Below are 25,881 nucleotides of genomic sequence, written 5' to 3'. Positions count from 1 at the left end.
ATTTATGTCAAACGAACGTGAGCTTTCATTTGAAACATTGGCAATTCATGCCGGCCAGGAGATTGATCCGACCACCCATGCACGTGCAGTACCGTTGTACCAAACAACATCCTACGGATTCCGTGATACGGAGCATGCAGCCAATCTGTTTGGATTGAAAGAGTTTGGCAATATCTATACACGTCTGATGAATCCGACCACGGATGTGTTCGAACAACGTATTGCTGCACTTGAGGGAGGCGCTGGTGCACTGGCTACGGCTTCCGGTCAGGCAGCGATTACGTTCTCCCTCTTAAACATCGCAGGTGCGGGAGATGAGATTGTTTCCGCAGCGAGTCTGTATGGAGGAACGTACAATCTGTTCTCAACCACACTACCGAAACTTGGCCTAGATGTAAAGTTTGTAGATTCCAGTGATCCTGAAAATTTCCGGGCGGCGATTACGGACAAAACCAAAGCATTGTACGCTGAAACGATCGGTAATCCGCAAGGCAACGTACTGGATATTGAAGCTGTGGCAGCTATCGCCCATGAACATGGCATTCCTTTGATTGTAGACAATACATTCCCAAGTCCATATCTGCTTCGTCCAATCGAGCATGGAGCTGATATTGTCGTTCATTCGGCTACCAAATTTATTGGCGGTCACGGTACTTCCATTGGTGGAGTTATTGTGGACAGCGGCAAATTCGACTGGAAAGCGAGTGGCAAGTTCCCGGGACTGACAGAACCGGATTCCAGCTATCATGGTGTCGTATATACAGAAGCGGTTGGACCGATTGCTTATATTATCAAAGCTCGTGTACAATTGCTGCGTGACTTTGGTGCTACGATCTCACCTTTCAATTCATGGTTGCTCATTCAAGGGCTGGAGACACTGCATCTGCGTGTAGAACGTCATAGCAGCAACGCACTGGCTGTGGCGCAATATCTGGAGAAACATGAGGATGTGGAATGGGTAAGCTACGCAGGTTTGCCGAGTCACCCTTCCTATGAACTGGCACAGAAGTATTTGCCGAAAGGCCAGGGAGCCATTCTGACCTTTGGTATCAAAGGCGGAGTGGATGCAGGACGCAAACTGATTGAAAATGTGAAGCTGTTCTCTCACCTTGCCAACGTAGGTGACTCCAAGTCACTGATCATTCATCCGGCAAGTACGACGCATCAACAGCTGACAGAAGATGAGCAGACTGCAGCCGGAGTTAATCCTGAGCTGATTCGTCTATCTGTGGGTACAGAGAATATTCAGGATATCCTCTACGATCTGGAGCAAGCCATTAAGGCTAGCCAGCAATCAAGCGTTAGTGTTTAATTCATAACGTGAATAAATTTAATTCATACGAGCCGCTTGTCCTTATGGACGAGTGGCTTTTTTAATTTTACACCGGCTAAGGTGAAAAACCCATTTACAAATGCAAAGCACAGGCATATAATGAATCAAAAGTTGTATTGGGTAAAAATAATTGCATAAGTACAAAAAAATGATTATCATTCTCATTCAAAATGATTTGAAAATCATTCGACAACCATTCAATAACCATGCTGCTGCGGGATTCCCGCAGCAGCATGTGTCATTTTTAGGGTATTAACAATGGCTCTCATTCTCAATACGACTTCAATACACGGGACATGGATGCAGCAAAATGCACTCCACAACCCGACATTCAGAAAGGATTGTGATTCATATGCAAGCGATACACCAACCCATTCAAACCCAAGCAAAAGCTGAACAGCGTTCAGCCAATACACCTGGCCCAGGCCGAGGGCGCAAACCAGACTTTCGGGCTATGCTGCGCAACAAGGAAATGCAAGCTGCTCTGGGCAGTGGACTTTTAATGCTTATTGCCTGGGCGACGGCATCATGGTCTAACCCGTTATCCGTACTACTATATATTGTTGCTTATGCCATAGGTGGATGGACCAAAGCCAAAGAAGGCATAGAGACACTGGTCAAGGATCGTGATCTCGATGTAAATCTGCTCATGATTGCAGCATCGTTGGGAGCGGCAGCCATTGGCTACTGGAATGAAGGCGCCATGCTGATCTTTATTTTCGCCTTAAGTGGTGCACTGGAAAGCTATGCAACGGAGCGCAGTCACAAGGATATTTCATCACTGCTGGCGCTCAAACCGGAAACGGCGCTGCGTATTGAGGACGGTAAAATGAATCGTGTATCTATCGATGATTTGCAGCCGGGGGATCTGTTGCTGGTGAAGCCGGGCGAACTGGTTCCGGCGGATGGTGTTGTGTACCGAGGCAGCTCTTTTATCAATCAGGCCTCGATTACAGGGGAATCCTTACCCGTAGACAAAATTGCTGGTGACGAAGTATTTGCAGGTACTGTAAACGGTGAAGGTGCTCTATATGTGGAGGTAACCAAATCCGCTGAAGGATCGTTGTTTGGCAAAATCATTAAACTAGTGGAAGAAGCGCAGACGGAAGTGCCGGATTCCCAACGCTTTATTGAGCGATTCGAGGGAATATACGCCCGTATTGTTGTCGCCGTAACGGTGCTGGTTATTGCGGGAACACCTCTATTGCTTGGTTGGACGTGGAATGAGGCGTTTTACAAAGCAATGGTCTTTCTGGTTGTAGCTTCACCTTGTGCCCTGGTTTCTTCCATTATGCCAGTCATGTTATCAGCGATGTCCAGCAGTGCACGTCGAGGTATTCTCTTCAAGGGTGGCGCTCATGTGGAGAACATGGCCCAGACCCGGGTGGTTGCTTTTGATAAAACAGGAACATTGACGATGGGTACACCACAGGTGACCGATATTATAACGGCAGACGGATATGACCGTACACAGTTGTTGGGAGCGGTAGCTGCCATTGAGAACCTTTCGATGCACCCACTGGCTCGGGCTATTGTGGAGCAGGCAAGCAAGGAGGACATCAACCTCCCGATTGCTGAACAGGTTCAAGCTCTGACGGGCTGGGGGATTGAAGGGAAAGTAGACGGCGTTCTCTGGAAAATTGGGAAAACGGATGAGTTGGATACGCATCATATCACTGAGGTAAATAACGCAAATGATACAGAGAAGCAATTTATTGCTTCTAATATGGACGATCTTGCTGTGTGGTATGGCATACGTGCCCAACTTGAGGGAGAAGGCAAAACCGTGTCTGCCATAACAGCGAACGGGCAAATGGCGGGATTGATCGCGATGAGGGACACCGTGCGCCCACAAGCGGTTGCAGCGGTGAAAATGCTGGAAGCGATGGGTGTGAAAGTGGCTATGCTGACAGGTGATCGTCCCGAATCGGCAGCAGTGATCGCCCGTGAGACAGGTGTAAGCCTGGTATACGCAGGTTTGTTACCCGAAGATAAAGTGAAGCAGGTGCATCTGCTTCGCGAACAGTACGGGCAAGTGTTGATGGTTGGGGATGGCGTGAATGATGCGCCTGCACTTGCAGCGGCAACGGTGGGTATGGGCATGGGTGTATCAGGTAGCGGCACGGCACTGGAAGTAGCGGATGTTGTACTGATGAATGACAATATTGAAGAAATCGCCTGGGTGATCAGGCAGGCACGTCGGGCGCAGCGGACGGTGAAGCAGAATATGTTTTTTGCCATCACGGTAATTCTGGCTCTAATCGCGGGTAACTTCTTACAAGATGTTGCATTACCATTGGGTGTGGTAGGCCATGAAGGCAGCACGATCCTGGTTATTCTGAATGGACTAAGACTCCTGCGATAACGATATCCAATTGAAAAAAACGGCGTTTGAACCTTGGGTCAGCGGGTAATGAATCGAAGAGACGATTCCAGAGGAACGTTCTACATGGAATATGACTAAGGGAACGTTGTTATTGATACATTACCATGCAGTGCGGCAATCTGCCGCTGCAACGACATGACAATAAAGGGAGCTGTGAAATATGGGACGTTACGTACAAGTGGAACCGAATGTGAGTGTATTTGTTGAAGATATTGGCCAAGGAACACCGGTTGTCTTTTTGCACGGCTGGCCAGTTAATTATAAAATGTTTGAATATCAATTAAATGTACTGCCGAATCACGGCATTCGTGCCATTGCCATAGATTTCAGAGGGTATGGCAAGTCGGACGCACCGTCCACAGGCTATGACTACGACCGGATGGCGGACGATGTTCGTGCTGTGATTGATGATCTAGAGTTGAGTGACGTGGTACTTGCAGGTTTCTCCATGGGTGGAGCGATTGCCGTGCATTATATGGCCCGTCATGCGGGACATGGTGTCTCCAAGCTGGCGCTATTGTCCGCTGCGGCACCAGTGTTCACGCAGCGTGAGGGTTATCCGTATGGATTAACTCCGGCGCAGCTCACCGAGCAGATTATTGAGCCGATCTTTGCAGATCGTCCAAAGCTGCTGGAGACATTTGGCGGCATGTTTTTCGCGAAGCAGCATAGCCAGCCGTTTATGGATTGGTTCCATGCACTTGGTATGGAAGCTTCGTCTTACAGTACCATTAACAGTGCGATTGCCCTGCGGGATGAGGATTTGCGAGGTGACCTGAGTTCCATTCAGGTACCTACAGCGATTTTACACGGGAAGAAGGATGAGATCTGTCCGTTTGAATTCGCCGAGGAGATGCATAAAGGCATTGCCGGTTCTCAATTGATTGTTTTTGAGGAGAGCGGTCACGGGGCGTTCTATGATGAATTGGAAAAATTCAATGCCGAATTGATTCGATTTATCAAATCTGGATTGTAATCGTCCAACGACCTTTACAGATCGTTCCAACTATTTCATTCAATCTTCATTTGTGAACAAAAAAAGAACCTGGAAGTTCAGCGAGCCGCTGTGCGTTCAGGTTCTTTTTGCCGTCCATTCTTGTGTTCATGCGAGGACTTTCCTAAGTTCTTTCCATTAAAAGAGTTCAGTCAGACCAATCATCGTGATCAGTCCAAGCAAAAAGGAAACCGTTGCGGCCCGTGCATTGCCGTCGCCGTGACTTTCGGGAATCAGTTCCTTGTACACGATGAACATCATCGCACCCGCTGCAAAGGCGAGACCGTAAGGGACCAGACCGGACACCAGACTACTGAGTGTGTAACCAATCATAGCTGTAACAATTTCAACTGCACCCGTCAGCGTGGCGATACCGAGCGCCTTGAAGCGACCGATGTTCTGATTGACGAGGAAGAGGGCGACCAGGAATCCTTCCGGCGCATTCTGCAATCCAATGGAAAAGGCAATCAGATTGCCAAGTCCTGCGTCACTGCTCGCGTAGCTGACACCTACCGATAACCCTTCGGGCAGGTTATGCATGGTGATGGCTGCAATGATCATGAAAGCTTTGGCTTCAATTTTGAAAGGCATCTTCTCGGGATTTTCCAGATCCACATGTGGAATCTTCATCTCCAGCACAAGCAGGACCATGCTGCCCAGCATAATACCGAGGGCAAGTACAAACAGATTAGATTGCCCGAGCGCTTCCGGAATGAGATTGTACACCGAGGCAGAGGTCATGATGCCTGCTGCGTAGGCAAGCAAAATATCACGCAGACGGTGGGTTACTTTGCGCATAAATAGAATAGGTATGGCCCCAAGGCCGGTAGACATGGCTGAGATAAAGCTGCCAATGAGTGCATCGTTCATGCTTCCATTTTCCCTCCTGATGAAGACTTCTTCATAATCGCTGCCGAGCATTGACACCGTACATAAAAGAGATCATAATGAACAACAGATTAGAATGATTATAAATTAGAATTCCGTTTCTGCATAGGTTAATTGTCATAACGGGCAGGTCATGTGGACATGATGTAGGCTTTCGTTCTAGTGTATGCAAAAGCATTTGCTTTTGATGCCGGAGAGCCTGACCTTTTTGCAGAACCCGGGGGAGGAACTATACATGTATAAATCAATTATTATTGGAACAGGCCCTGCAGGGCTGACAGCAGCAATCTATTTGGCACGTGCCAACTTGAGCCCACTCGTTATTGAAGGACCGCAACCTGGTGGTCAATTGACAACAACAACAGAAGTAGAGAACTTCCCAGGTTTCCCTGACGGCATTATGGGTCCTGAACTGATGGACAATATGCGCAAGCAAGCAGAACGTTTCGGTGCAGAATTCCGTACAGGCTGGGTAAACAACATCGATATGAGCGAGCGTCCATTCAAAATTCAGGTTGAAGGCATGGGTGAACTCGTATCCGAAACCTTGATCCTGTCTACAGGCGCATCAGCTAAATACCTCGGTATTCCTGGAGAAGAAACGAATGTGGGCCGTGGTGTCAGCACTTGTGCGACATGTGACGGATTCTTCTTCCGCAACAAAGAAATCATCGTTATTGGCGGTGGCGACTCCGCGCTGGAGGAAGCGAGCTTCCTGTCCCGTTTCGGTTCCAAAGTCACTTTGGTACACCGTCGTGAAGAACTGCGTGGTTCCAAAATTATGCAGGATCGTGCACGCAGCAACGAGAAAGTGGAGATGGCATTGAACCGTACCCCTCTTGAAGTGCTGGCTGGCGACAACGGCGTAACTGGATTGAAAGTACTGAACAACGAAACAGGTGAAGAAGAAATCATTCCTGCTAGCGGTGTATTCGTTGCAATTGGTCACACACCAAACACTGGATTCCTGGGCGGACAGATCACAACCGACGAACACGGTTATATTCTGACTACACCGGGAACATCCGAAACCAATATCCCAGGCGTATTCGCTTGTGGTGATGTACAGGATACCCGTTACAAACAAGCGATCACAGCTGCAGGTAGTGGATGTATGGCTGCGATGGATACAGAGAAATATATTGAGAGCTTGGAGCACAGCGCAGTAGTTCTGTAAGGGAAGAGCTGTTTTGATCAATAGATTAGTCTATAAAATAACAATATGAGGTGAATAAACATGGAAAACGTAATTGTATACACATCAACCAACTGCCCAAACTGCAAATCGGTAAAAAGCTTCTTGGCTGACAAAGGCATCTCTTATGAAGAGCGCAACATTGAGACAAGCGACGAGTTCGCACAACAAGTATGGGATATGGGCGTACGTGCCGTACCTCTGACTGTTATTGGTGAACACCGTATTCTGGGTATGAACAAGACTCAATTCGCCAAAGCGCTGGACGCTTAATTTACCCTGTATAGGATAAGTTCAAGTCACATGCAGCTATTCCGGTTCGCGCGAGCCGTTTGAATATATATTGGAGAAGCCTTAGTCCAGATCAGGACTGAGGCTTCTTTTATCTGTAATATGAAAATTCCCCTTTCACAGCTACAACAGAGCACATGTTTCATGAACTCTTTTGTGGATGTAAAAAGGGATTTGACGTTAAAATCAATCATATTTTATCTAAAAAAATATACTCATAAAGGTCTGAAATACTACATACACCAGTACGCCTGACAGCATGTACATGAAACCAGCCTTCTTTTTGCTCTGAAACAATCGAAGTATGCCAAGGCTGAACAGCGGCGCAAGCACGATCAGGAACAGGAGTACGGTGACAAACATTTGCGCCGAGATATCTGAAGTATCCACGTAGGTCACGAATTTTCACTCCGTTTCGTCATCGGAATTAACACGGCGACATTATGCCGCCATGACAAAAATCACATAACCCTATTATACCTCTGGATTTCTTTAACAAAAAGGGAGGAAATGGGGCAAAATGATGTCAATTTTCATCGGTTATTAGACGGACACTCTTATTTTACCTAGAAATTGGGAAATTGCTGAGTAAGCGGCACCCACACGTGTGGACCGACTGCCCAGAGCAGCCCATTCAATCTGCAAACTGCGGCGGTGATAGGGCAACGTACGTTCCTCCACCACTTGTTTTAGCGCCGTTTCAATCCATGGTCCTGCTTCAGAAAGAGGGCCGCCGATAATGATGCGCTCAGGATTAAAACTGTTGACGATATTCGTGATGCCAACCCCCAGTTTGCGGCCGATTTCCTGGTATAATTTCAATACATCTTCATGGCCTTGCTGTGCATAATCAATCAATTCCCGTGTAGTATGTGCCGGCAAAAGCAATTGATGATCCGGGTGCTCATAAGCTTTCTCCGAAGCATATAACTCCCAGCAGCCACGATTGCCACAGGAGCAAGGTCTGCCCTCAGCTTCAATGGACATATGGCCTGTTTCTCCGGCATATCCCCAGGCTCCTTTGTACAGCTCGCCATCCACCATAATGCCTGAACCAATCCCGATGCCTGCACTAATATAGATCAGATGACGTACACCGATACCCGCACCAAAATTCAACTCTCCATGCGCACCTGCATTCGCTTCATTGTCGATTGTGACAGGAAGTTCAAATACTTCTTCCAGCATGGCACGCAGGGGAACCTTCTCCCACCCCAAGTTGGGTGCAAACAGCACCGTTCCTTCCTCGTCCACCATACCCGGCACCCCGATTCCTATGCCAATTACCCCGTGAGGGGAGGGAGGGGCTGCCTGAATAAGATGTTCTGCCGCAAGTTTCAACTGTTCAAATACAGAGGACACATCATGTTGTTCCAGCTTCACGGCGTACTCTGTGATGATATGACCTTCAAGATCGGTAAGCACACCCTTTAAGTGGGTCACGCTGAGTTCCAAACCTACGGCATATCCCGATGTACCGCGAAATAGCAACATCAGAGGTTTACGTCCACCGCTGGATTCCCCAGGGCCAATTTCCTGCAAGAGTTCATCATTGATCAGATCGGCAACCAGATTGGATACCGTTGCTTTATTCAGCCCTGTAATCTCGGATACCCGTGCACGGGAGAGGGGGGCATGACGCCGAATCGTATCGAGGACGATCGACTTGTTTATTTTTTTGACCAGCATCTGGTCTCCGGTAATTTTCATATCCATAAGGCACTCCTATTCTTCTATAAAAGGGTTCAGACCCGCTATCCGTAAACAAGCTATTCGACTATTATAGCGTAAACAAACGTGCAAAAAACATTTTTATTTTTACTTTGTTTAACCAATAGACAAAGTATAACCGATGTGTTAGGATAACGTTGTAAACGATTACTTTCAAAACTATTGAGGAGGCATTTTACATGGCCTATTTTGAATCCGTTAATAAAATTTCATTCGAAGGTAAAGATTCCACGAATCCATTTGCTTTTAAACATTATAATCCGGAAGAAGTTGTAGCCGGCAAATCGATGGAAGAGCACTTCCGTTTCGGCATGGCTTACTGGCATACATTAACAGCGGGCGGTAGTGACCCGTTTGGTGCGGAGACTGCTGTTCGTTCTTGGGATAAATACTCCGGTCTGGACCTCGCGAAAGTACGTGTGGAAGCAGCATTTGAATTTTTGGAAAAAATGAATCTCCCGTTCTTCTGTTTCCACGATGTGGACATCGCACCAGAAGGCAACAGCCTGCGTGAGTTCTACAGTAACATCGATACGATCGTTGACCTGATTGAAGGTCACATGAAATCTAGCGGTAAAAAATTGCTCTGGAATACAGCAAACATGTTCTCCAACCCACGCTTCATGTTTGGTGCAGCTTCCACTTGCAACGCAGATGTGTACGCTCATGCTGCAGCGCAAATCAAAAAAGGTCTGGAAGTGGGTAAACGTCTGGGCGCAGAAAACTATGTGTTCTGGGGCGGTCGTGAAGGTTATGACACATTGCTCAACACAGACATGCAACTGGAACAAGACAACATTGCCCGTATGTTCCACATGGCAGTAGACTACGCGAAGGAAATTGGCTTCGATGCACAATTCCTGATCGAGCCTAAACCGAAAGAGCCAACCAAACACCAATACGACTATGATGCAGCAACTTCTATTGCCTTCCTGCAAAAATACGGTTTGGACAAACACTTCAAACTGAACCTGGAAGCTAACCATGCTACACTGGCTGGTCACACATTCGATCACGAGATCCGCGTTGCCCGTACAAACGGCATGCTCGGTTCCCTCGATGCCAACCAAGGCGACATGCTGATCGGTTGGGATACGGATGAGTTCCCGGTTGATATGTACGATGCTACATTGACGATGTACGAAGTATTGAAAAACGGTGGTATCGGCCGTGGTGGTGTGAACTTTGACGCCAAAGTCCGTCGTGGTTCCTTCGAAGCAGACGATCTGTTCCTGGCACACATCGCTGGTATGGATACGTATGCTAAAGGTCTGAAAGTAGCAGCGAAATTGATTGAAGATCGTGTATTCGATGACTTCATTGAAAAACGTTACAGCAGCTTCAGCGAAGGTATCGGTGCAGATGTGGTTGCAGGTAAAGCGACACTGGCTTCCCTTGCAGAGTACGCGCTGAACAACGAAAGCCCACGCAAAAACCAATCCGGACGTCAGGAATTGCTGAGAGCAAAACTCAACCAATACATCCTGGCTGACTAATATCAGTTAGGCTTTTGGTATGGAAGATTGTGAACCAACCATACGTTTTGCCTGTAGTGACGCTTGTGCAGGAGTATAACAAAGTGTGCACGCCAGCATAGCCTAAGCTTGTACCACGGAACGCCTGAACAAGCATGACATTCGGACCGTCCCCGACTTTCCCCTGGGAAGGCGGGGACGGTTTTTTGATCCTTGAACCGAATGAGTTTCTTGTGCATTATGGTTTGCGTGTCCACTACTAATGACAGATATAGGTCGTAGGCACGATTTTAGCTACAGAAACGAGTACGTTTTACTCGTTTCATATCCATGTGTGTCCATGATTAAGCATGCAGAACGGAGTGAGCAGAAAGGACCCGGAGGAAGCGAAGCGGTCGCATTTATCCCCGGATTTCTCCCATGTAAAAGGGATGAAGGAAATCCGGGGGTAACGGCGATCCAAGGGTTTTCTGATCACGGAGTGACTCTCATGTAAACTTGGATTCTTCGTGGATATAACCTGAGATAAACGAGAGGAGTTAACCCATGAGTTACGTAATTGGTGTCGATCTGGGAACCAGCGCAGTTAAAACGGTGCTGGTTAACCGTGAAGGGAAAGTGGCGTTTGAAGCTTCCGAGGCTTATCCGCTGTACCAGCCCAAAGCTGGATACAGTGAGCAGAACCCGGAAGATTGGGTAGAGCAGACAATTGTTTCGCTGCGCAAATTGCTGGAAGTGTCCGGCGTACATCCTTCGGAGATCGAAGGACTTAGCTTCTCCGGACAGATGCATGGCTTGGTGCTGGTGAATGCCGAAGGTAAACCGCTGCGCAATGCCATTCTATGGAACGATACACGGACAACAGCGCAGTGCCGCCGCATTGAGAAGGTGCTGGATAGCAAATTGTTAAGTATTGCCCGTAACCGTGCGCTCGAAGGTTTTACCCTGCCCAAAATCCTGTGGGTACAGGAAAACGAGCCGGAATTGCTGCAACAGGCAGCTACGTTCCTGTTGCCGAAGGACTATGTGCGGTATCGCATGACAGGTGATTATGCCATGGACTATTCGGATGCAGCAGGCACATTGCTGCTAGACGTTGCAGGCAAGCAGTGGAGCAAAGAAATCGCGAAAGCTTTTGAACTGCCAGTATCCTTGTGTCCACGCCTTGTGGAGTCATTTGAGGAAGTGGGCACATTGCTGCCTGAGATTGCGGATCAAACCGGACTTGCAGCCGCAACCAAAGTATATGCAGGCGGTGCGGACAATGCATGCGGAGCCATTGGCGCAGGCATTCTGAGTGAAGGACAGACGATGTGCAGCATCGGAACGTCCGGGGTAGTGCTTTCTTATGAAGAGCGTAAAGATCTCGATTTCGAAGGCAAAGTGCACTTTTTTAACCATGGCGAGAAAGATGCCTTCTATATTATGGGAGTAACACTTGCGGCAGGATACAGCCTGTCCTGGTTCAAGGATACTTTTGCAGCAGACAAATCATTTGATGTGCTCTTGCAGGGCATTGATGCGATTCCAGCGGGAAGCAACGGGTTGCTGTTCACACCTTATATCGTCGGCGAGCGTACACCGCACCCGGATGCAAACATTCGTGGCAGCTTTATCGGCATGGATGCCGGACATAAGCTGGAGCATTTTGGACGTGCTGTGATGGAGGGCATTACGTTCTCACTGCGTGAGTCCATCGATATTCTGCGTAACGCTGGCAAAACAGTGAATGAAGTTATTTCCATTGGTGGCGGCGCCAAAAATGAAGCCTGGCTGCAAATGCAGGCCGATGTCTTCAATGCAACCATTGTGAAATTGGAAAGTGAGCAGGGCCCAGCAATGGGCGCGGCAATGCTGGCAGCTTATGGCTGTGGCTGGTTCCCATCTTTGCAGGAATGTGCAGCAGCATTCATTCGTCCTGCCAAATCCTATGTGCCTAACCCGGAAACGGTTAAGGTGTATGACGGACTGTTTGCACTGTATCAGGATGTGTACGGGCAAACACGCAGCTTGAATGATCGTCTGGCAGCATATCGTTGATTATTCAGACCTCATCTATATTGAGATCTCAATAGGTCATTAACTATTAAACCAATGAAATATTCCATTAAGGAGGTACCTGCGAAAGCGGGTGCCTTTTTTGTCGTTGTTCATGAAAGAAGGACATGTCATATTTCAAGATTCCTAAACGTCATGAAAGGTTTCCCTGCCAGACATAACCCTGTTCCAGACGTGCATAGATTAGATATTGAGCTTAATAGAGGTTCAGCCAATTAATCATTCATATCACATCAGTTATTACGCGTGACAGACTCAGCCTGGAGGTGGGGAGTTGGAAGATCGTGAAGCAACCACGAGGCCGCATGTCACCTTGTCCATGATTGTCCGCAATGAGGAGCACAGGTATCTCAGACAGGCGTTGGAGACTCACCGGCCGTGGATTGATCGTGCGGTGATCATTGACGACGGAAGTACAGACCATACCGTCGCTTTATGCCAGGAAATGCTGGAGGGAATCCCGCTTACGTTGATTGTGAATCCGGCCTCCCTATTTGCAGATGAGGTGAGTTTACGCAAGCAGCAGTGGGAGACAACAGTGGCTACCGGACCGGAATGGATTTTGAATCTGGACGCGGATGAAATTCTGACAACGGATTTTGGGACTGTTCGGAATCAACTGTTGGGTGGAGCGGAGGACGCCATTTATTTCAGGTTGTTTGATATGTGGAGCGATACACATTACCGAGAAGATCAATACTGGCAGGCTCATGCGTATTATCGGCCATTTCTGGTCCGATACCGACCAGAATGGAACTATGAATGGAAGGAAACCCCGCAGCACTGCGGCCGTTTTCCACTAACCATTCAGCATTTTGCCTATGGATGTCACTCCCCTCGGGTGAAGCATTATGGTTGGGCACGGGAAGAGGATCGGATTCGTAAATACGAGCGTTATCAAGCACTGGACCCGGATGCGAGATATGGCTGGAAGGAACAGTACGAATCCATTTTGGATGCAGATCCAATACTTCTGGAATGGTCGGAATAAGGGAAGGAGGACAATAGAGTTGAAGAAGGAAAAAGAAAAAGGTAAAGAAGAGCCAAAGGAAAAGATTCTTATCGCAAGCCCTGTTCGGCAGACGGCTGCGGTACTCCGTGAATTTCTCCAGTCCTTGGAATCGCTTGAGCGAACGACGGTAACGACAGACTATCTGTTTGTGGACGACAACGAAGAAGAAGCGGCATCCAATATGCTCCAGGAGTTTGTACTTCGGCATGAAGGCAACCTTTTGGATGCGAATGTAGATGAAACAGATGCCAATCAGGGAAAAGGAATTTACAACAAGGACGAGGGTGGGCACTATTGGCGTGACGAACAGATCTGGCGGGTAGCCGGACTGAAAAATCGTATTTTGGCATATGCCCGTGACCAGAAGTACGATGCCGTGTTCTTGATTGATTCCGATCTCGTCCTGCATCCACGTACATTGGAACAGCTCGTATCAAACAGAAAGCAGATTGTCTCCAATATCTTCTGGACACGATGGCAGCCGGGTACAAGGGAAATGCCACAAGTCTGGTTGCAGGATGAGTATGCCCTGTTTCGCAAGGGAGGCAAACGCAATACAGGGGAGGAAGCAGAGGACGAAGGTACACAAACGGATGCATTCCTGAGGCAATTGCGTACCCCGGGTTGTTATGAAGTGGGTGGACTTGGGGCGTGTACCCTTATTCGCAGGAACGTATTGGAGTCCGGGGTTTCCTATGACCAGATTCCGAATGTATCTTTCTGGGGAGAAGATCGCCATTTTTGCATCCGAGCTCAGGCACTAGGTTTTCGATTATACGTGGATACACATTTTCCGGCCTATCACATCTACCGACTATCGGAATTGCCCGGAGTAGCTGCTTTTAATCGCAGAGCCATACGCGGAGAGGAATCGATCAGTATTTCGCTGTGTATGATTGTGAAAAATGAAGAGGCTTCCCTCGCCAGATGTCTGGACTCTGTTAATGGGATCGCTGACGAGATTGTAATTGTAGATACGGGTTCGACGGACCAGACGCGTCAGATCGCAGCTCGTTATACGGAACGCATCATTGATTTTGAATGGGTGGATGATTTTGCGGCAGCAAGGAACTTTGCCTTTGAACAAGCAACAAGTGAATATATATTATGGCTGGATGCAGATGATGTGTTTGAACCGGATGATCGGGTGAAGCTCATTGAACTGAAGCGCTCCCTGGACCCTGCTGTGGATAGTGTGACGATGGATTATCATCTGTCCTTTACGGCGGAGGGGAAGGTGGCATATAGTCTGAGGAGGAACCGGCTGGTGCGCCGGGATCGGAATTATCGCTGGATTGGTGCCGTGCATGAATATCTGGAAGTGGCCGGCCATCTGCTGCATAGTGATGTGGCAGTCACGCATAAGAAAGATAAGGAATACACGGATCGCAATCTAAAGATTTATCGCAAACGCGAACAGGCAGGGGAGGAATTCTCTCCGCGTGATTTATATTATTTTGGCAATGAATTGAAAGACCACGGGCATCTTGAAGATGCGGTGCAGTACTATGGAAAATTTCTGGACACCGGGCTGGGATGGGTGGAGGATCAGATCGCAGCATGCCAGAAAATAGCTGATTGCGAGGTATCACTTGAACGTTCGGAAAAGGAAGTCTCGGCATTGCTGAGATCCTTTGCCTTTGATTTGCCGAGGGCAGAGATCTGCTGCCGATTGGGTGGATATTTTGCCGACCGTGCCGATTACCGCAAAGCCATATACTGGTATGAACAGGCGACCCGCGCCGTACGCCCGACCGATCCAATGGTAGTATTGAACGAAGATGCATGGACATGGATGCCGCATTTACAATTGTGTGTGTGTTATGACCGGATGGGCAATCGGGCAAAAGCCAAAGAGCACAATGACATTGCTTTGATGTACCATCCGGCACATCCCAGCATGTTGTATAATGATAAGTATTTTAAGGATCTGGAGAAGGATAATGTGCTGGAAAATGCTTAGAACGAACCTCTCTAATGGAACAAAGAGGATGAATAATCCCTTTTTCCATGGAGAGGTTTTTTGTGTTCCTATTTAACTTATACCGGAGATATTGGTGCACACACTCTCACAAGAAATTGGATCAAAAGATTTCATCCAGGGGACGATATGCTTTACAATAGTGACTAACGGAAAAGCGGTGATAACGAATACTTGTCCTCGGCTGCCGAATCTATGAAACAAGGGGAAGTTGGCATGAATCTGACGGAAGTATTATTGGAATTGAGACTGGTGGCTATTGTTCGTGGTATTAGCCGGGAATCTGCTCAGGCAGCAGGGCAGGGAATGACCGATGGTGGAATTCGACTGCTGGAAGTGACACTTAACACACCTGGAGCACATGATATTATTGCAGACTGGCGCGAACGGCATGAGGGTAAGGCTTATATCGGGGCAGGCACGGTACTCAATGTGCAGATGGCCAAAGAAGCCGTCGCAGCGGGTGCTCAATTTCTCGTGTCTCCGAATGTCGATCTGTCTGTTATTGAATATGCTGTAGAACATGGAGTGGAGATCTGGCCCGGTGCGATGACGCCAACGGAGATTGTGGCTGCCTATGAAGCAGGAGCAAGAGTGGTGAAGCTGTTCCCAATGGCGAGTCTGGGTATTCCGTATTTACGTGAAATTAAGGCTCCACTGAATCATATTCCACTGCTTGCAACAGGAGGAGCCACCCTGGATAACATTGCAGATTATTATGCAGCGGGTGCGGCGGCAGTGGGACTTGGAAGTGCACTTTTGCCACGAGAAGCACTTGCAGCAGGGAATGATGAGCAGATTGCCGCTTGCACACGTGCATTTGTGGAAATAGCGAAACTCGAGGGTTGAACCAGGAAACCAACGGAAGTGGACCAGACACATCGGGGTATATATAAGGAGAGCTTCTGTACCATTAGATAATTTAAGAAGTGATGTGGATTAACGTCCTGTTAACCTTGCTGTCGTATGATGGAGTTAGGCCAGAAAACGGAGAGGAGTGACACCAGTGAAAGCTAAAACGATGATTGGCGGGATGATTGCTGTTGCCGCGGTAACTGCGGGTGGTTTATGGAAGGCAGCGGTGAATAGTCAGACCCCCAAAAAGATTCCGATTACGCTCACACCGCCCATGCCATTTGAGGATATAACCTTTGAGAGTGGAGGCGGGCGAGTGCATGGCTGGTTCATTCCGGCTGGAGCTCATATCCAGAAGCCTTGGCCTTTGGTTATTATTGCACATGGGTGGGGCTCCAACCGATCACGTGTCCTCCGTTATGCTCGTCCCATTTGGGAAGCAGGTTATGCGCTCTTTATGTACGATGTTCGAAGCCATGGAGCCAGTGATCCAGTTAAAGCGGCTTCAGCTTACCTGTTCCGCGACGATTTGCTGTCAGCCTTGCAATATACGTCCTCACGGCCGGAAATTGATCCTGCTGCAATCGGTGTGCTTGGGCACTCCTTAGGGGGACTAGGGACGATCCTCGCTGTGACGGAGGGCATTCCTGTATCAGCGGTGATCACGGACTCCATGCCATCCCAATTCGAGGTTATCGTAAGTTCCGAGCTGAGACGGCGACGTCTGCCTCTGTTTCCGCTGGCCCAGCTGATTCCGCGAATCTGGTTCTGGCGGCTTGGTGAATCTCTGAAAACGTATCGCCAGCGCGATCCCGTTATGCTGCTGAACGAACGGCGCAAAGGCATGCAGCTGCCGATGCTTATGGTGCATTCCAAAGGTGATAACTTTATTCCACCAAGCGAACTTGAATATTTTATGTCCAAAGCGGATCCGCCCGTGGAGCATCTATGGGTCAATAGCGGTGGCCATAGCTGTTCAGAAGAAGATCCCGCGTTCTGGAATACGGTGATTCCATTTTTGAAAACTCATGTACAGGTGCAGGCTCAGTCCAATGAATCTCTTATACCGAACGTCAATATGGAGGAAATTCAGCCCACTTAATGCTCAAGCTGATCGTCGAAACGTCAACCCGGTTGGCGTTTTTTTGCTGTTTCTATAAAATATGCAGAAATTCACATTTGTAAAATTGTTGGGAAAATGACGATTAAAAAGGAAGCTTATGGTATCATAGAATAGACTGGCAATATTCATGCGAGGTTATTTTGCATGCATCCTTGTATGAAATTGAAGGGAGAGGTCCAGATTTGAGTTTTGATTGGAATTTTAATGTGCGATTCAAAATGTTTACAGCCAAAGCGGCTACAGCAGCTATGGCAACTTTGCTTCTGGCATCACAGACACCAGGGTTTGCAGGCAGCGCGTCGGCAGCGACAGCGGAACAGGTAACAGAATCCGCAGCGGGGGAAACGGAACAACCACTTGGATTAACAGACAACGAGGTGCCTGAAGGAGCCAAAATCTCCTCCAAGCAAGCCAGCGAGAATATACTGAAATTATTTCCATTGTTAAAAAAGGCAACGATTTCATCTGTACGATTCGATTCACCGAACTCTTACCCACCACCGGATTACAAGGCGTGGGAGATTGGCTTTCAAATTGTCGAAGGAAACCATACGATGGGATTCAGCGCAACGGTACATGCGGGCACGGGGGAAGTGCTAAGCGTACATTTGCCTTCTGAATTACTGGATAAGCAGTCTACTGCTTCTGATGTCAAATTGACCAAAGACGAGGCTGAGAAGTATGCAGAGGCATTACTATTCAAAGCTATTCCCGGATTGAAAGAAAATGAGTATGCTTCTCTTGGAGATGTGTATCAATTCACTGCACAGCAATCTTTGTTTGGCAGAACGGAATATCGATATGGTTACCAACTCAAGCATGAAGGTTTGTTGTCTGAGGCAGAGACGATCTACATAAGTGTGGATGAAAGTGGCCTGGTGACAGGCTATTCAAGAAGTACAACTGGAGCTGAATATCCTTCATCGAAGTCGGCAGCATCGGAAGAGAAGGCCAGTCAACGATTTGAGGAGCAATTTGATGTACAGCTCGCTTATATCTCGAATGATCGTCTATCTTCGCTCAAAGGACAAAAGTATTATCTTGGTTATATGCCGAAGAATTCCAGCATGGTTCCGCTGGATGCTAATACACTGGAGCCGATTAACGCGATGACTGGAAAAGCTATTGGTGATGAAGATTCTTTACAGCAGAATAAACCTTTAAAAGGAAGTGTAGCTCCTTTTGTCGCAGCGAACGGCCAGAAATTAAATGCACAACAGGCTGAGAATATCATTAAAAAGAACTTTGATATTCCGAAAGGTTACAAGTTGGAGCATAGTCAGTTAAGCAAAGGTGAGTATGCGAGTCCTAACAATCAAGTATGGAGTCTGAGCTGGAGCAATCGAAATGCGAATGTATCCTACATGTTCATGCGAGATATTTCAGCACAGGTAGATGCGCTTACTGGACAGATTTATAGTTACAGCTTGTATCAACGGGTGGAGCCGGGTGCTGCGCAGGAGAAACCAGCTAATGAGAATGAGACTAAGTCTGTAACCCGGACACAAGCCGAGAAGCTTGCAATCAATAAGGTTATTGCATTGGTTCCAAGTGCATCAGAACAATTCCGGTTGTCCAGTGTGCTTGAATTTGAAGGTGCACGTACATTTATGTTCCAGCGCTACATGAACGGAATTGCGGTTATGGATGATACAGTACAAGTACAAGTCCTGAAGGATGGAGCCATCAACGAATTTTATACAAGAATTGCTGCAACGCCTGAACAATTGCCTGGAAACACCAAACCAGCCATCAGTTATGAAAAGGCAAAGGCAACCTATCTGGAAGCATTCAAGTTAACACTGGCTTACTCCCGCTACGGTGGTTATGCCATGAGTACAGGTCAGGTCGTTCCCTCGGGTGTAAACCTGGTTTACCAGCCTACACGAAATGGAAATTCGATTTCCGCCAGTTATGAAGTACTTGATGCTAACACTGGAGAATGGAAGTTTTTATACGGTAGTGGAAGTGCCACAGCGAATGTTGAACCTAGTGATATTTCGGGTCATGTGGCGGAGGCTGCGCTTCGGAATATGACTCAACATGCCGTAATTCTTTCAGATGAGCAGGGACGTGTATTCCCAGACCGGGTCATCACGAAGGGTGATTGGTTTACCTATCTGGCAAGAGCGGTTAACCCGAATATGGATATGTATTACAGTGGGAACGGGAGTGAGAAGCTATATGCTGACATTACCCCGGAGAGCCCTTATTACCAAGCTGTGCGGACATTGATCGATCAGCGCTGGTTAGCGGGTGCTGATTCTGAAACGAAGCTAAATCCAGAAGAGGAGATGACTCGTGAAGAGTTGGCAGTATTGCTCGTGCGCATTTTGCGCTATGAGAAACTGGCCGGATTCTACACATTGCCATCGGATCTTCCCAACCTGGCAGATGCCAGTGCAGTCAACAACAAGGGAGCGGTGTCCCTCAGCATCAAGCTGGGATTGTTGCCTTCGATTGAAGGACGATTCATGCCTGCACGCAAAGTGACGGTTGCCGAAGCGGCTCAGGTATTGGAACGTCTGGCCAAGCTTCAGGGCAAGACAGATACCTTTATGAGCGGAAATCGTTTATATTGATTTGAGTTTGTTGCATAAATGCCCGGAAGAGTCATAAGATGAGGATAACGGGTAGGTTAGGTTTGTTTTACTGAAGACAGGGGGACCTTCTGCGGAGGGTCTCTTTTGATGCTTTTCGACAAAACTAGAAGCCTGCCGTCAATCCCTTTTGTGATACAATGAGGCATGAGAACTTTGCAAAGAGAGGTGGTATCCTTTCATGGGCAAGCACGGAAAACGAGTGATAACCCTGCTATTGGCTGGCTGTCTCGTGGCTGTGGCACTGCCACATGCAGTCGATCTGGATCAGCTGTATGCGGCGTCGGGTACATCGGACATATCCACGAATACGGATCTGCGCGAGACGTTGCTGAATGCGATGTCCCAGCGTACAGAGGAACTTGTTTTTACATACAAAGGCAATGTGAAAGGCCTCAAAAAACAGTTGCAGAGCTCCATTGACGAAGCAATGACCAGTGATCCCTATATTCAATATACCGTTAAAAGTTACGCATTTAACTATAAAGGCTCCAATGTATCCGCAGAGGTGCATGTGAAGCTGGCCTATCGGGAAACGAAGGAGCAGACCGATTATGTGAACCGCAAGGTGACCAATGTGCTGAAAGAGATTATCGTGCCCGGCATGACGAATCATGAGAAAGTTAAAGTCATTCATGACTGGATTGTACTTAACCTTTCCTACGATACATCCTTGCAGAAATATACTGCATACGATGGACTTGTTACCGGCAGTACCGTATGTCAGGGATATTCACTGTTGGCATATCGCATGCTGGAGCAGGTGGGTATAGAGAACCGGATTGTGGAAGGAACGGCTGGTGAGCAATTACACGCCTGGAATCTCGTCAAGCTGGATGGCAAGTGGTACCATATGGACACGACGTGGGATGATCCTACTCCTGACCGTAAGGGCAAGGTAAGTCACAATTATTATTTGCTCAGTGATGATGAGATGGCACGTGACCATGTATGGACAGCTAAAGGCAAGTATCCTGCTGCATCTGCTCCCTATCGTGAAGCTTTGCAAACTTTGGTGAAGGCGGGAGGTAGCAAGGCAAACGCGTACCAGAAGCTGTATCATACACTGGAATACTCGCTCTACGACGAAAGTGATGCGATTAGTGGTCATTCCGCGCTGAAAACTAAAGTTCAGAGTGTGCTCAAGGAGGGCGGAAGCTCGCTGACTTTCAGATACAAGGGTACTGAAACGGGACTAGTAGAGGATTTGCAGGATTTGTATCAGCTTGGCATGAAGTCGATATCGTATTACGTGTCCAACATGGAGGATACCGTGGATCTGCGTGTGAAAATTACCTGGACCATGTGACAGCAGCTGGAATGATGAATTAAAAAATGTTTTAAGACAGGGGCGCTTCGTTGAGAAGCGTTCCTTTTTGTGTTAGAAGAACGTCGATTAGGGCGTTGTCTATTTTTTGTATATGTCCCTTTGCTATTCTTCTTGTTGGCGTATGCCAACATTACGCAAGAGGAGGATATGCAAAAAATGAAGAAAAAAGTGAGCATTGTGATCATGGCTTTGTTGCTGATCACGCAAATGATGCAAGGATGGATATTTACACCAACCATGCATGCTCAGGATGATATGACAGCAATTGTAACTACGGATACAGCATCAAAAGAAGGTTCTATTGAGCCTGTCTGGGAGAACGGTGATAATGGTTCGTCAATGGACTCTCTCGGGTCTAACGAATCTGCGGAAGTCATACAGGAAAATTTAATTACAAGTGTTCAAATTTATAATCAAATACCGGAGTACGATGGAAATGGAAATATTCATATAAAAGGGGAGCGTATTGAGGATATACGACCTAGCGTTAAGGATGAGGTGGCTGTGGTCTTCACATGGGGAATTCCAAACGACACCCATGCCTATAGTGATGGTTCCACTTTTACTTTTCGTTTACCGGACAAATTCAAAATTGGATCACAACTAAAAGGGGATTTGGATGGCGGAGTTGGGGAATATGTCGTCAATCCGGATGGAGAGATCACGTTTACGTTTAATGACCGTATCGTAGGTGAGAAGCTGGAGGGTAATTTCTACGTTTGGATCAAGTTCGATGAGAGCAAGTTGGATGGAGGCTTGAAACAGCCAATAGACTTTAGTTCCGTAGGACAAGGCATTATTAATGTGCATTTTAAGAATACTGCCATAGATAAACTCACGAAATCGGGGATTGCGAATAAGAATAATTTCAACTCGGATGAGATTGAATGGACTGTCGATTTCAACCAGGGAGAGAACAGCATTAACGATGCCATTCTGGATGATACGCTCTCTGCAGGTCCGCTCAAGGGAAATATTGAGATTCGTGAATTGGATATTCAATTAGACGGATCTGTCAAAGAAGGAAGTACTGTTAGAACAGAAACTCAGTTTCCGATCTCTTTGGGGAATATCGATAAGGCATACCGCGTGAAGTATACAACGAGTATTAAAGCACCAACAACTGCCCCTTTTACGAACGTTTTGTATGAAAATAAGGTGGTTCTTACGGGTAATCAGAGCGAGCATAATGAAACTGACATTAGTAGCGTGAGGGTGAGTTTTAATGAGCCTTTGAAAAAATCCGGACAAGAGAGTGCTTACAATCCAGTGACCCAGACGATCACATGGAAAGTGCAATACAATTACAATCAACAAGAGGTTGCGCAGGCGAACGCATGGATTGAAGATCGTTTTGACACAACAAAACATGAGTTGGTTGATGGTTCGGTAAAAGTACGTCAAGTAGGCATCGACGGTAATGGCAAGCCAGCGGGTACTACTTTAGTGAATTCCAATGAATACACACTCACAGGTGTGGGCACAGGCTTTGATGATGGCTTTAAATTACAATTTAAAAATGATATCGCCAAGGCTTATGAAATTGAATATCAAACCAAAACGATGGATCGCGTCTATAAAGATGCTACGGTAACGAATACGGTCAACATGTATGACGGTACAGAACAAGAAGGCAAAAAGGACATTAAGGAAATCATTTTCGCGAAAAGTGTTCAAAGTGAAAATTTTAATACCAAGGAGATCGAGTGGAAGATTGTTCTAAACCGTGATTTGAAGGAGATGACGGACATCGTCATTACAGATCATTACGCGGGAAGACATATGGAACTCATTCCAGGCAGCCTGCAAATTAGTGGGGATCAAAAGGATCAATTCGAACTTGAGCCAGTTGCTAATTCAGATGATATGAACTTTGAAAATGGGTTCTCTATCCGATTGAAGACTGGCGGTATGATCAATAAAGAGCATGTGATCACTTATAAGACCAGCTTTGATCCAACGGCAGGTACTCCGACGGATAGTGTATATCGGAATGATGCTACGTTGAATTGGAAAGAGGCTGATGTACCCCAAGCTTCGATCACCAAATCTGCTGAAGTCAGACCGCTCGATTACACGATACAGAACGGTAATAAAAAGGGCGAATATAGCGCAAAGGACAAAACGATTACCTGGACAATTGATGTGAATTACAATTTGTATGATATCCAGAACGCTATTCTCAAGGATGAATACTTGGGAAATCAATCTTTTGTAGAAGGCTCTTTAAAAGTAAATAAGCTCACACTAGCGGGAGCGAATAACGTCATTGCCATTGGGGATGAAGTTGCATTGATAGCTGGACAATTCCAATTGAACTCGGACGGTAAAGGTTTTGCATTAAACCTCGGGAATATTGGAAAGGCAGCCTATCGTGTCGTGTATAAAACAAGTTTGGATGGGGATTTTGCAGTAGAAGGTACGTATTCCAATCATGCTGTCTTGACGGATGGGGAGGGGGGAACGATACGTTTTGAGAAGTCAGTGTCGGTCATACCTGAACACGGTGGAGTCTACGTACACAAAACAGGACAGCAAATAGGTTCAAGTGATAAGGCTTCCTGGACTGTAAATATCAACCCAAGCCAATCTTATATAGCCGCAGGTTCCGTATTAACGGATACGTTATCAGATAATCAGATTTTGCTTGCAGATACGTTAAAGCTATATGCGACCGATCTGCCTGCGGACAATTCAGGGAATGTGTCCAGCAAGGCTGGTTTGGTTGATGCTGATGAGTATGAACTGATTGTGGAAGGCAATACATTTACATTCACGTTTAAGAATGAGTTGAAGACCGCTTTTATATTGGAGTATCAATCCTTTATAAATGCCGATAGCGGGGAGAGAATAGGAAATAAAGTTGAATTCGCAGGCCAGTCTTCGTCAGTATCGGGGTCAGATCACCAGACAGGCATTCGAGTTTCCATGGCTGGAGCAGGCGGAGGGGCATCTACAGGTATTGGTAAAATCAAGATCTATAAAGTAGATGATACAGGTCTTCCGCTTGAGGGAGCGATATTCGCGATCTATAATGCGTCCGGAACGACGCTTCTGGAAACGTTGAAACCAACAGATGCGAAAGGTGAGGCAGTTACTTCCCGAAATTATCGATTACATCAAACTGATGGCGTAGCCTACAGGCTGAAGGAAGTATCAGCACCAGCGGGTTACCTTGTTAATGCAGAATATAGTGCTGCCACAGGGAAAACGGTCCAGTTTAAGGATGCAGATGAATCTTTTGAAGTCGTCAACGAGAAAATCCGTCAAGGTTTCCAATTAACCAAGGTAGATGCTGCTGACAGCAACAAGAAGCTAAAAGGCGCAACGTTCGAGTTGTACTTAAAAAATGCTCAAACCAGAGAGTTGATCGACACGTTAACAACGGGCGAGGATGGAACGATTGCCAAAGGTGATCTGACGCCAGGGAATTACGAGTTGGTCGAAGTAACAGCGCCTGAATTCTATCAACTGGATGAAACGCCCATACCGTTCACGATTGTAGCGAAACAAACACAGATTGTAACCCTCATTCAGACAAATGTGCAGGGCTCGGGTGGCAAGCTGGTTGTTACCAAAGTGAACGCCAAGGATCAGTCCGTATTGAGCGGAATCGAATTTGAACTTCGTGACAGTAACGCGAGTGTGATTGCCAAAAAAGTGACAGATCTTAACGGTGTGATTGAGTTTGACAGCTTGCCGTATGGCCTCTATACATTGCTAGAGACCGAGGCAGAAGGTTTCGTCATTGAACAACCTGAAACGGCTGTGCCGATTACCAAACCGGAAACTCTATTAACGATTGAGAACAAAGCAAACGATCGTTCCGTTAAACTGATTAAATTCAATGCAAACAAAACTCAGCATCTTCAAGGAGCTGTATTTAAATTGCGAGCTCAAACGGCCCTGCTGGATGCGGAAGGAAACTGGGAATTCGACGTGGTAACAGAGGTGGATGAAGCAAAATTGACAACCAATCAACAGGGTGAAATCGTTCTGAAAGACTTGGAGCCCAATAAGTATCAGCTGGTTGAAATAAAAGCACCTGCAGGTTATAAGTTGGACAAAACGCCGGTTGAATTCGAGATTACGGATAAACAGACGGAAACCGTAGTGTTGGAAAAGATGAATATCGCCATTCCCGTACCGGGCGGGCCAAGTGAGCCCTATAATCCGGGAACGCCAAGTACAGGAACACCGAATCCTGGGACATCCACGCCAGATCCATCAACTCCGGGCACAACAGTTCCAGGCACGGTGGTAACGCCTGGAACTTCAGAACCAGAGGATGAAACCGACCAGGGAACAGATCCGGATAGGGGGAAATCCCCTTCCAAACCAGGAGATTCGACTGTAGTTGAAGAAGAGGAGCCTTCAGCTGTTGCCAATGCTGGCGATGCTATTAGCCCAGGAGCAGATCATACATCCTCCCCTGCAGATACGAATGTTGCAGGAGCAGAGGAAGGGAAGGATGGCTCTTTCCTAGGCATGCTGCCTAAAACAGGAGAAGAGAGCACATTGGAATACACTCTTATAGGGACTCTTATGATTATTCTCGGCAGTATAGGAACCTTGTATCTCCGTCGAAGACAACAGACGAATCCATAGACGGTAACATGTAACCTCGGA

At 47.1% G+C, this 25,881-nt stretch carries 17 protein-coding genes and 1 pseudogene; 15 read left to right on the top strand and 3 right to left on the bottom strand.

What is annotated here, in order from left to right:
* Positions 1-4: 4 nt before the first annotated feature.
* From gpAD87_RS22275 to gpAD87_RS22265, 3 genes are all read left to right on the top strand, one after another.
* Complete coding sequence (locus tag gpAD87_RS22275) at positions 5-1,312, top strand: homocysteine synthase (protein WP_063566572.1); 1,308 nt, start codon at positions 5-7, stop codon at positions 1,310-1,312.
* 373 nt (positions 1,313-1,685) lie between these two features.
* Positions 1,686-3,698, top strand: a complete 2,013-nt coding sequence (locus gpAD87_RS22270; RefSeq protein ID WP_064641136.1) for a heavy metal translocating P-type ATPase — start codon at positions 1,686-1,688, stop codon at positions 3,696-3,698.
* Positions 3,699-3,879: 181 nt separating this feature from the next.
* A complete protein-coding gene (locus tag gpAD87_RS22265) occupies positions 3,880-4,695 on the top strand; it encodes an alpha/beta fold hydrolase (RefSeq protein WP_064640606.1) in 816 nt (271 codons plus the stop codon).
* Between the two features lie 156 nt (positions 4,696-4,851).
* On the opposite strand, the gene gpAD87_RS22260 is transcribed toward gpAD87_RS22265, so the two are convergent.
* On the bottom strand, positions 4,852-5,583 hold the full coding sequence (locus tag gpAD87_RS22260; protein ID WP_053779008.1) for a ZIP family metal transporter: 732 nt from the start codon (positions 5,581-5,583) through the stop codon (positions 4,852-4,854).
* A gap of 253 nt (positions 5,584-5,836) precedes the next feature.
* Between gpAD87_RS22260 and trxB the strand changes: the two genes are divergently transcribed.
* Both trxB and gpAD87_RS22250 read left to right on the top strand, forming a co-directional pair.
* The gene (gene trxB / locus gpAD87_RS22255; protein WP_064640605.1) at positions 5,837-6,778 is read left to right on the top strand and encodes a thioredoxin-disulfide reductase; all 942 of its coding nucleotides are present in this window, start codon (positions 5,837-5,839) and stop codon (positions 6,776-6,778) included.
* Positions 6,779-6,838: 60 nt separating this feature from the next.
* Positions 6,839-7,069, top strand: a complete 231-nt coding sequence (locus gpAD87_RS22250; protein ID WP_024631391.1) for a glutaredoxin family protein — start codon at positions 6,839-6,841, stop codon at positions 7,067-7,069.
* 219 nt (positions 7,070-7,288) lie between these two features.
* Here the strand turns inward: gpAD87_RS22250 and gpAD87_RS22245 are convergent, their stop codons facing one another.
* The gene (locus tag gpAD87_RS22245; RefSeq protein WP_053779005.1) at positions 7,289-7,486 is read right to left on the bottom strand and encodes a hypothetical protein; all 198 of its coding nucleotides are present in this window, start codon (positions 7,484-7,486) and stop codon (positions 7,289-7,291) included.
* 144 nt (positions 7,487-7,630) lie between these two features.
* Positions 7,631-8,797, bottom strand: coding sequence for an ROK family transcriptional regulator (locus gpAD87_RS22240; RefSeq protein ID WP_064641135.1), 1,167 nt, complete (start codon positions 8,795-8,797; stop codon positions 7,631-7,633).
* 200 nt (positions 8,798-8,997) lie between these two features.
* Between gpAD87_RS22240 and xylA the strand changes: the two genes are divergently transcribed.
* The 10 genes and pseudogenes from xylA to gpAD87_RS22195 all read left to right on the top strand — a co-directional run bounded on the left by xylA (position 8,998) and on the right by gpAD87_RS22195 (position 25,860).
* Positions 8,998-10,314, top strand: coding sequence for a xylose isomerase (gene xylA / locus gpAD87_RS22235; RefSeq protein ID WP_063566575.1), 1,317 nt, complete (start codon positions 8,998-9,000; stop codon positions 10,312-10,314).
* A 525-nt stretch (positions 10,315-10,839) separates the two neighbouring features.
* Positions 10,840-12,333 (top strand): xylulokinase, encoded by a 1,494-nt coding sequence (gene xylB / locus gpAD87_RS22230; protein ID WP_064640604.1) that lies wholly within the window; start codon positions 10,840-10,842, stop codon positions 12,331-12,333.
* 292 nt (positions 12,334-12,625) lie between these two features.
* Positions 12,626-13,342 carry a glycosyltransferase family 2 protein gene (locus gpAD87_RS22225; protein WP_231952705.1) on the top strand — a complete coding sequence of 239 codons (717 nt, stop codon included), beginning with the start codon at positions 12,626-12,628 and terminating at the stop codon, positions 13,340-13,342.
* Positions 13,266-13,832: pseudogene (locus gpAD87_RS32910) on the top strand (hypothetical protein); the annotation flags it as partial. The gene gpAD87_RS22225 and the pseudogene gpAD87_RS32910, both read left to right, overlap by 77 nt.
* Before the next feature lie 423 nt (positions 13,833-14,255).
* Entirely contained in the window at positions 14,256-15,326 is a 1,071-nt protein-coding gene (locus tag gpAD87_RS32905) for a glycosyltransferase (protein WP_197521498.1), read from the top strand.
* Between the two features lie 234 nt (positions 15,327-15,560).
* Positions 15,561-16,193: a bifunctional 4-hydroxy-2-oxoglutarate aldolase/2-dehydro-3-deoxy-phosphogluconate aldolase gene (locus gpAD87_RS22215; protein WP_064640602.1), complete on the top strand. Its 633-nt coding sequence runs from the start codon at positions 15,561-15,563 to the stop codon at positions 16,191-16,193.
* A 157-nt stretch (positions 16,194-16,350) separates the two neighbouring features.
* Positions 16,351-17,301, top strand: coding sequence for an alpha/beta hydrolase (locus gpAD87_RS22210; RefSeq protein WP_231952704.1), 951 nt, complete (start codon positions 16,351-16,353; stop codon positions 17,299-17,301).
* A 203-nt stretch (positions 17,302-17,504) separates the two neighbouring features.
* Positions 17,505-19,904, top strand: coding sequence for a YcdB/YcdC domain-containing protein (locus tag gpAD87_RS22205; protein ID WP_064640601.1), 2,400 nt, complete (start codon positions 17,505-17,507; stop codon positions 19,902-19,904).
* A 199-nt stretch (positions 19,905-20,103) separates the two neighbouring features.
* Positions 20,104-21,231, top strand: a complete 1,128-nt coding sequence (locus gpAD87_RS22200) for a transglutaminase domain-containing protein (protein WP_064640600.1) — start codon at positions 20,104-20,106, stop codon at positions 21,229-21,231.
* Between the two features lie 177 nt (positions 21,232-21,408).
* Complete coding sequence (locus tag gpAD87_RS22195; protein ID WP_064640599.1) at positions 21,409-25,860, top strand: SpaA isopeptide-forming pilin-related protein; 4,452 nt, start codon at positions 21,409-21,411, stop codon at positions 25,858-25,860.
* The last annotated feature ends 21 nt before the right edge of the window (positions 25,861-25,881 follow it).

The organism is Paenibacillus sp. AD87, assembly GCF_001659845.1.
Taxonomy (GTDB): Bacteria; Bacillota; Bacilli; order Paenibacillales; family Paenibacillaceae; genus Paenibacillus; species Paenibacillus marchantiae.
This window is presented reverse-complemented; position numbering and strand designations above follow the sequence as displayed.

Excerpts from the sequence above, each read along its gene's own strand:
- trxB (WP_064640605.1), top strand. The coding sequence starts at position 5,837 with ATGTATAAATCAATTATTATTGGAACAGGCCCTGCAGGGCTGACAGCA.
- gpAD87_RS22260 (WP_053779008.1), bottom strand. The coding sequence starts at position 5,583 with ATGAACGATGCACTCATTGGCAGCTTTATCTCAGCCATGTCTACCGGC.
- gpAD87_RS22275 (WP_063566572.1), top strand. The coding sequence starts at position 5 with ATGTCAAACGAACGTGAGCTTTCATTTGAAACATTGGCAATTCATGCC.
- xylB (WP_064640604.1), top strand. The coding sequence starts at position 10,840 with ATGAGTTACGTAATTGGTGTCGATCTGGGAACCAGCGCAGTTAAAACG.
- gpAD87_RS22215 (WP_064640602.1), top strand. The coding sequence starts at position 15,561 with ATGAATCTGACGGAAGTATTATTGGAATTGAGACTGGTGGCTATTGTT.
- gpAD87_RS22195 (WP_064640599.1), top strand. The coding sequence starts at position 21,409 with ATGAAGAAAAAAGTGAGCATTGTGATCATGGCTTTGTTGCTGATCACG.
- gpAD87_RS22200 (WP_064640600.1), top strand. The coding sequence starts at position 20,104 with ATGGGCAAGCACGGAAAACGAGTGATAACCCTGCTATTGGCTGGCTGT.
- gpAD87_RS22250 (WP_024631391.1), top strand. The coding sequence starts at position 6,839 with ATGGAAAACGTAATTGTATACACATCAACCAACTGCCCAAACTGCAAA.
- xylA (WP_063566575.1), top strand. The coding sequence starts at position 8,998 with ATGGCCTATTTTGAATCCGTTAATAAAATTTCATTCGAAGGTAAAGAT.
- gpAD87_RS32905 (WP_197521498.1), top strand. The coding sequence starts at position 14,256 with ATGATTGTGAAAAATGAAGAGGCTTCCCTCGCCAGATGTCTGGACTCT.
- gpAD87_RS22240 (WP_064641135.1), bottom strand. The coding sequence starts at position 8,797 with ATGAAAATTACCGGAGACCAGATGCTGGTCAAAAAAATAAACAAGTCG.
- gpAD87_RS22270 (WP_064641136.1), top strand. The coding sequence starts at position 1,686 with ATGCAAGCGATACACCAACCCATTCAAACCCAAGCAAAAGCTGAACAG.
- gpAD87_RS22265 (WP_064640606.1), top strand. The coding sequence starts at position 3,880 with ATGGGACGTTACGTACAAGTGGAACCGAATGTGAGTGTATTTGTTGAA.